The 6,801-nt window shown below is 61.2% G+C and carries 6 protein-coding genes and 1 pseudogene; 3 read left to right on the forward strand and 4 right to left on the reverse strand.

What is annotated here, in order from left to right:
• The coding region (locus VLR48_RS18960; protein ID WP_325293279.1) for a glycogen synthase at window positions 1–1,573 on the forward strand (1,573 nt) is incomplete at its 5' end.
• Window positions 1,574–1,645: 72 nt separating this feature from the next.
• Window positions 1,646–2,977, forward strand: coding sequence for an alpha-amylase family glycosyl hydrolase (locus VLR48_RS18965; RefSeq protein WP_325293280.1), 1,332 nt, complete (start codon window positions 1,646–1,648; stop codon window positions 2,975–2,977).
• Between the two features lie 152 nt (window positions 2,978–3,129).
• On the opposite strand, the gene VLR48_RS18970 is transcribed toward VLR48_RS18965, so the two are convergent.
• The 3 genes from VLR48_RS18970 to VLR48_RS18980 all read right to left on the reverse strand — a co-directional run bounded on the left by VLR48_RS18970 (window position 3,130) and on the right by VLR48_RS18980 (window position 5,626).
• Window positions 3,130–3,765: an alpha/beta hydrolase gene (locus VLR48_RS18970; protein WP_325293281.1), complete on the reverse strand. Its 636-nt coding sequence runs from the start codon at window positions 3,763–3,765 to the stop codon at window positions 3,130–3,132.
• 81 nt (window positions 3,766–3,846) lie between these two features.
• Window positions 3,847–4,407 (reverse strand): class I SAM-dependent methyltransferase, encoded by a 561-nt coding sequence (locus VLR48_RS18975; RefSeq protein WP_325293282.1) that lies wholly within the window; start codon window positions 4,405–4,407, stop codon window positions 3,847–3,849.
• A gap of 334 nt (window positions 4,408–4,741) precedes the next feature.
• Window positions 4,742–5,626, reverse strand: coding sequence for an SEC-C metal-binding domain-containing protein (locus VLR48_RS18980; RefSeq protein ID WP_325293283.1), 885 nt, complete (start codon window positions 5,624–5,626; stop codon window positions 4,742–4,744).
• A gap of 65 nt (window positions 5,627–5,691) precedes the next feature.
• Between VLR48_RS18980 and VLR48_RS18985 the strand changes: the two are divergent.
• Window positions 5,692–5,874 (forward strand): annotated as a pseudogene (locus VLR48_RS18985) (phospholipase D-like domain-containing protein); the annotation flags it as partial.
• Between the two features lie 423 nt (window positions 5,875–6,297).
• Here the strand turns inward: VLR48_RS18985 and VLR48_RS18990 are convergent.
• On the reverse strand, window positions 6,298–6,801 hold a 504-nt coding region (locus VLR48_RS18990; RefSeq protein ID WP_325293284.1), incomplete at its 5' end, for a helicase HerA-like domain-containing protein.

The raw sequence follows: 6,801 nt of genomic DNA on the forward strand, positions 1-6,801 counted from the left end.
GGTCGTCGAGCCCGAGCCCGAGCCGGACCCGGAATACGAGCGACCACCCGAGCCCGAGCCGACCCAAGCGCCGGCACCGCCCGCGCTCGCGCGTCCGAGCCTCTTCATCGTCCACATCACGCCCGAGCTCGCCTCGGTCGCCAAGGTCGGCGGGCTGGCCGACGTGGTCTTCGGGCTGAGCCGGGAGCTTGCGATCCGCGGCAATCATGTCGAGATCATCCTGCCGATGTACGCAACCCTGCGGCACGACCAGATCTTCGAGATGCACGAGGTCTACAAGGATCTCTGGGTCCCCTGGTACGACGGCGCGATCCACTGCACGGTCTTCTTCGGCTTCGTGCACGGGCGTAAGTGCTTCTTCATCGAGCCGCACTCGCAGGACAACTTCTTCAACCGCGGCAGCATCTACGGATACAAGGACGACGTGCTGCGCTACGCCTTCTTCTCCCGTGCCGCGATGGAGTTCCTCTGGAAGGCGGGCAAGCATCCGGACGTCATCCATGTGCACGACTGGCAGACCGCGCTGGTCCCGGTGTTCCTCTACGAGTTCTATCAGCCGCTCGGGATGACCCATCCGCGGGTCTGCTTGACCATTCACAACTTTGCGCATCAAGGGGTGACGGGCGTCGAGATCCTGCACGCAACTGGCCTGCATCGACCCGAACGCTTCTTCAATCAGGATCGCATGGCCGACAACACACACCCCAAGGCACTGAATCTGCTCAAGGCCGGGATCGTCTATTCGAATTTCATCACCACGGTCTCGCCGCGCTACGCCTTCGAGACCAAGGACCAGGGCCAGGGATTCGGTCTGGAGCCGACCCTGCATACCCATCAGATGAAATACGGCGGGGTGGTCAACGGGATCGACTACGACATCTGGAACCCCGAGGTCGACCACCAGATCCCGGTGCGCTACAGCGTCGAGAGCATCGACGGCAAGTACGACAACAAGCGCGCCTTGCGTCATCGCCTGATGCTCGCCGACAACGAGAAGCCGATCGTCGCCTTCATCGGCCGACTCGACCCGCAAAAGGGCCTGGATCTGGTGCGCCACGCCATCTTCTACACGCTGGAGCGCGGCGCCCAGTTCGTGCTGCTCGGATCCAGTCCGGATGACCGAATCAACGGCGATTTCTGGGGCCTCAAACGGATGCTCAACGACAGCCCCGACTGTCATCTCGAGATCGGCTTCGACGAGGATCTCTCACACCTCATCTACGCCGGGGCGGACATGATGCTGGTGCCGAGCCGTTTCGAGCCCTGCGGACTGACCCAGTTGATCGCACTGCGTTACGGCACCGTGCCTGTCGTCCGGGAGGTCGGCGGACTCGCCGACACGGTGTTCGACAAGGATTATTCGCACCGCCCGCTGCATGAACGCAACGGCTATGTCTTTCGCGATTTCGACAATGCAGGCTTAGAGTCAGCCCTAGGCCGCGCCATCGCCTGCTATCGCAACCATCCAGAGCACTTCAGGGAATTGATGAAGAACGGGATGCGCACCGACTACTCCTGGAGCACGCCCGGCCAGGACTACCTCAACATCTACGACTATATCCGCGAAGGCTGAACGGCCGCGCGACGGACTCGCCCCAGCCCCCAATCCGCCGCGCCGAGGCGCGGCAAGGAGCGCATCGGCTCGATGAAGATCTACAATCTGTTTCCCCGGCTCGCCGGACATTTCAAGGACTGGACGCCCCACCTCGAGCGGGCCTCGCGTATGGGTTTCGACTGGATCTTCGTCAACCCGATCCAGATCCTCGGTCAGTCCCGCTCCCTCTACTCGATCGCGGATCATTTCGCCATCAACACCACCTTCGTCTCGCCTGATACGGATCGGACAGCGGAGGAGCAGGTTCGCGCCATGGTCGCGGAGGCCGATCGACTCGGTCTCGGCATGATGATCGATCTCGTGATCAACCATTGCGCCAAGGACTCGCGCTTGGTGCACGAACACCCCGATTGGTTCGTGCGCGAGGGCAACGAGTTCGCCAGCGCCTTCTGTGTCGAGTCCGACGGGAATCGGGTCGTTTGGCACGACCTGGCACAGTTCGATCACCGCGGCTCGCCCGATCGCGCGGGGCTTCTGGCCTACTGCATCGAGATGGTCGAGTACCTGGTCGCGCTGGGCTTTCGCGGCTTCCGCTGCGACGCGGCCTACCAGATCCCGAGACCGGTCTGGGAGCAGCTGATTGCGCACATCCGCAAGGCGCATCCGGATGTCGTTTTCGTCGCCGAGACACTGGGCTGCTCGCCGGAGCAGACACGCGAGACGGCCGCCGCCGGTTTCGACGCCATCTTCAACAGCTCCAAATGGTGGGACTTCGAGGGCGGATGGCTGCTGGAGCAATACGAGCAGACGCGCCGCTTGGTCCCCTCGATCAGCTTTCCGGAAAGCCACGATACCGAGCGGCTCTTTCAGGAGTGCGGCGGCAACCCCGACGCCATGAAGCAGCGCTACCTGTTCGCCGCGCTCTTCTCCGCGGGCGTCATGATCCCGATCGGTTTCGAGCATGGCTTCAGACGGGGGCTCGACGTCGTGAACACTTGCCCCGAGGACTGGGAGGGCACGAACGCCGATCTCACCGATTTCATCGCCGAGGTCAACGGAATCAAGGACCGTTTCCCGGTGTTCCGTCAGGAAGGACCGATCGAGCGCCTCCATCATCCGAATCCGGCCATCCTCCTGCTCCGCAAAGGGTCCGACACGAGTCGGGACACGGCATTGCTCGCCTTGAACAAGGATCCCTGGAATCACCAACACCTTCGGATCGACGACATCTGCCAGGTCGCCCGAACAACCGACCCGATGCAGGACGTCTCGCCCGACTCACCCATGGATCGCATCCCGACACCCTTCGAGCTCGATCTCGGGCCCGGCATGGGACGGGTGTGGGTCACCCCGGCCGTGCGCTCCGACGGCGACTCCCGTAGCGCAGAGCGCGGGAACGAAGACCGGGCGCAGGTCGCTTAGAGACGGTTCAGAAGCAAAGCGTACAGATACGCGAACGCCATCAGCCCTCGTGTCGGCGCGGTTCACTCATTTAAGCCGCGTCACCTGCAAGACCTAATGGAACACGAAAGCCCGTTTCTCACCCGAACCTTCGTCGTCACTCCGAACGCGGCTTACATCAACCGATAGGCGTTGATATCGGCCGCATAAGACAACCGCTCCTCGGCCCGCCTGCCTTCGAAGGCATCGCTGAATACGGCCTTGAGCGCCGCGTTGTTTGCGTCGGCGGCGACCAACGACACATTGTCGAAGATCAGCTTTGCGGCGGCCGCGGCGCTCGGTCGCAGGGCGTACTTGAGCACATAGTTGCCCATGTCGAGATAGGCCGCCGTCCCGCTGACCGCTCCGCCACCGTTCGCCGGCCAGCTGAACGGAAGGACAATGACGTTGTAGATCGCCTGAAGCGCCTCGGCCGTGCCCAGCACGTCCTTCATGTCGTTGTTGTAACCGTGGACATAGACGAGCAGATGCCGCTTCTCGCGTGCCGCCTGCTCCATCAGATCGCAGGCGACCCGTAAGCTCGCGTACCAATCCGCCCGCTCGTCGATGTCAAGTGCATGGCGTCGCTTCAGCTCACGCACCTCGGCCTGCGTCAGCCTGTCGGCGAGTAGCTCGGTGGTGTAGTGCGAGCCTTGTTTGGTGACCTTGACGAGCCGCAACTCGTTGGGACCGACGGTATTCGGCGTATCGCCGAAGAGATCCAGTCCTTCCTTGCGCGTGTTGACCTTCCGGTTCGTCACCACAAACATCGAGATACCCTCCTGATTGCCTTCGACGTAAAACACCCGAAAACATCACCGTATCGCCATCGGTCCGGACGACAAAACCCTCTACTTGCGCGCGAGAAAGGTCACGAACGACAGTCTCGCGTTGAGAATCTCCACCGACCGAAAACCGATCTGCCTGAGCTTGACCAGATACCAATCCAACGGATAGGTCACGAGGACATCCTTCAACGCCTCTTCCTTGTAATCGATATAGTCCTGACTCAGTCCCGCGTCCAACTTGAATTGCTTATAGAGACGATCCATCATCGAGGACAGCATCACCTTTTCGGTCAAGACGAGAAAACCGCCGTCTTCGAGCGCTGCATGGATGTCCCTTAAATACGCCTCCCGTTGTTTGATGAAATGGAGCGTCCAGTTGGCGGTCACCAGCCGATAGGGGCCATGCTCGGACGAAAACTTGTCGGAAAGGATATAGGTTATTGCTCGATCCGTCGTATTGAATGCTCGCGCCAGCATATCGCTTGAGTTGTCGATGCCGTACAAACGCCGATAACCGCGCGCGTAAAGACGTTTCAATGCCTCGCCCAAGGCACAACCGACATCGATCACCGGAGCGTCCTTCTCCAAGAACATGTCTGCAACCTCGATGCAGACGTCAAGCACGCGGGCGTAATCGGGGATATTTTGACGCGCCTCGACGGGAAAATTCTCGGCAACTTCCTGATCGAACCGCCACCGCGTTTGCACCGACGCCTGAGTCGTCGGCGCCGGATCAGGCCGATCGCTTTCGACATCCGCCCGTGCTTCGATCTTCGTGCACTCGGTCGGATCGACCGAATCATCCGCGAGAGCCCGGAAGATCCTGTCCACCCTCCGAAACGACTCGATACAGCGCACCGAATAGGTCTCGGATGGATCTCCACGAAAATTGTCTATCACGCTCGTGATGTGCTTCGGCATTGCGCGGTCCGACGTCCGGTTGTTCCTGATGAAGCAATCAGCGACCCGCGGAGCCCAAGCAGCACTTCTTGTATTTCTTGCCGCTACCGCAGGGACAAGGATCATTTCGACCGACTTTGCGTGCATCTCGAACCCTGGCGGAAGAACCCGGGCGATGGCGCTGCTTGTATAAGAGGTAAAGCGACCGAAGTCGATCGTGACGAGCTTGAAAGTGGCGTGCATCGTCTTCCGTGCTGAGCCTTGTTCCGAGGTGCTCCAACAGAACGGCGTTTTCACGACCAAGCCTCTCAACGCGCCAACTCCTGCTCTTGTAATCGATGACCAGCACGGGCTCGTCGTCGGCCGACGGAACCTCGCTGACGACGTCCGCGTTCATCAAGGTGACGAAGACATCCGAGCAGCTGCACCCCGGCTTGACGCAATAGTGCTCCATCAGCGCAAATCGCTTGTCGCAGGCTTCGACAAGCTTTGTTTCCGCATATGGCAGAATCTGGTGGAAATCCACCATTAAACTGTCGCGATCGATCTCAGAAACCGGGAAATAGACATCGAGATCTTCATCCGCGGCGTTTTCCGTCAGGAAGCGCTTCACGGAGAAGAAAATACCTCTCAGCGATGCCCAATCCTCGTCCGATAAGCGATCAACAAAGAGCTCCCCCAGGGCTTGCTCAGCCTGCATCGTCTTGTCGCCCGTCGTATCGAGGCAACCGTTCATCACGTCGATAAGAAATGTTGCCGGCGGAAGCGAGACCCCGTGATCGGTCGAGGCGTCCGAGGTCATCTGGATGGAGATGGACCCGCATCGACAAACCGGGTTGGGACAAACGCTGAGGCGCAGTTCGTACTGCTCGTCGGCATGATCTCCGGAAGAGCAGGTGAATCGATACCTGTCGTTGTCAGGCGCCGGCAGCTGTTCGAGCATTGTTTATCATCTCCAGGTCATAATTGCCCAACGCTCATGACGCGATACTGAACCGACCGCACCTTGTGGAACGGAGCAAGTTCGCCAAGCTCACCGGCTCATCGGGGGCCAGCCTGCACGCCAAGACCTCGGTTTTCGATCAAGAGGCCCTCTTCGTCGGATCCCCGAATCCGGAACCGCGCTCCGGCAAGCTGAACACGGAGCTCGGGGTTCTGTGCCAGAGCGAGCCCCTTGCGAAAGGCCTACCGGACTGGTTCGACACCAATAAGACGCGTATCGCCTACCGCCTTGCTCTGGGTCGAACTAACTGTACGGGCGAGGATCCATGTCGAGAGCGGCGTCGGTGGATCGACGACGCCGACAGCCAGCCAGTAGTCTCCGTCCGAGGGGATCTCGGCGCCGAGCGCGGCGGAATAATGTCCTTCCTAGTCGTCGTTTCCTGCAAGCGCGTACCGATCAAACAGCAGCCGGGCCCGACTCTCGGGCGGCCTGCCCTGCCCTGCGCTGTGCTTCCCATCCGAACCTCGTTCGGGAGCGTCTCGTGTGTGTCCGATACCCCGGATCCGGCCGTTGAACGGCCATCACCCGATGTATTAGAAATCGAATCGACGAGATCACCGACCGCGTCAAACCCTTGCATGCGGCGCGAAGCGGTCGACTGCCGGGGCTGGTTACCTGCGCCCGCGCGTACCCCCGCCGGTCAGCGAGCCCATGATCCCGCGCACCAGCTGACGACCGATCTGGCTGCCGAGCGAGCGCATGGCACTGGTCGCGAAGGCTTCCACCGGTGTCTGCCGTGTGCTGGCGCGTCGGGCGGGGGTCTTGCCGGTCGACGACGTCGGGGCGCTCTTGCCGCTGCGGCCGAAGTACTCGGACAGATCCGGGATCTCGGGCGCGGCCGAGGCCGCGGCGGCCTGCTCGGCGCGTTGCTCCAGGATCTCGTAGGCGGAGACGCGATCGATCGAGACGTCGTAGACACCCTTCACCAACGACTGATCCATGACGGCCTTGCGCACCTGCGGCTCGATGGGACCGAGATGGCTTCCCGGCGGCGCAACTTTGACCCGCTGAACGATCCCGGGAATCCCTTTCTCGTCCAGGGTCGAGACCAGCGCCTCGCCGACGCCGAGCGCAGTGATGGTGGCCTCGGTGTCGAGCGCCGGATTCTGACGGAA

It is taken from the genome of Thiocapsa sp., from assembly GCF_035467215.1.
Taxonomy (GTDB): domain Bacteria; phylum Pseudomonadota; class Gammaproteobacteria; order Chromatiales; family Chromatiaceae; genus Thiocapsa.

Coding starts and splice junctions, on each gene's coding strand:
- VLR48_RS18970 (WP_325293281.1), bottom strand. CDS start 3,765: ATGTTTGTGGTGACGAACCGGAAGGTCAACACGCGCAAGGAAGGACTG.
- VLR48_RS18980 (WP_325293283.1), bottom strand. CDS start 5,626: ATGCTCGAACAGCTGCCGGCGCCTGACAACGACAGGTATCGATTCACC.
- VLR48_RS18965 (WP_325293280.1), top strand. CDS start 1,646: ATGAAGATCTACAATCTGTTTCCCCGGCTCGCCGGACATTTCAAGGAC.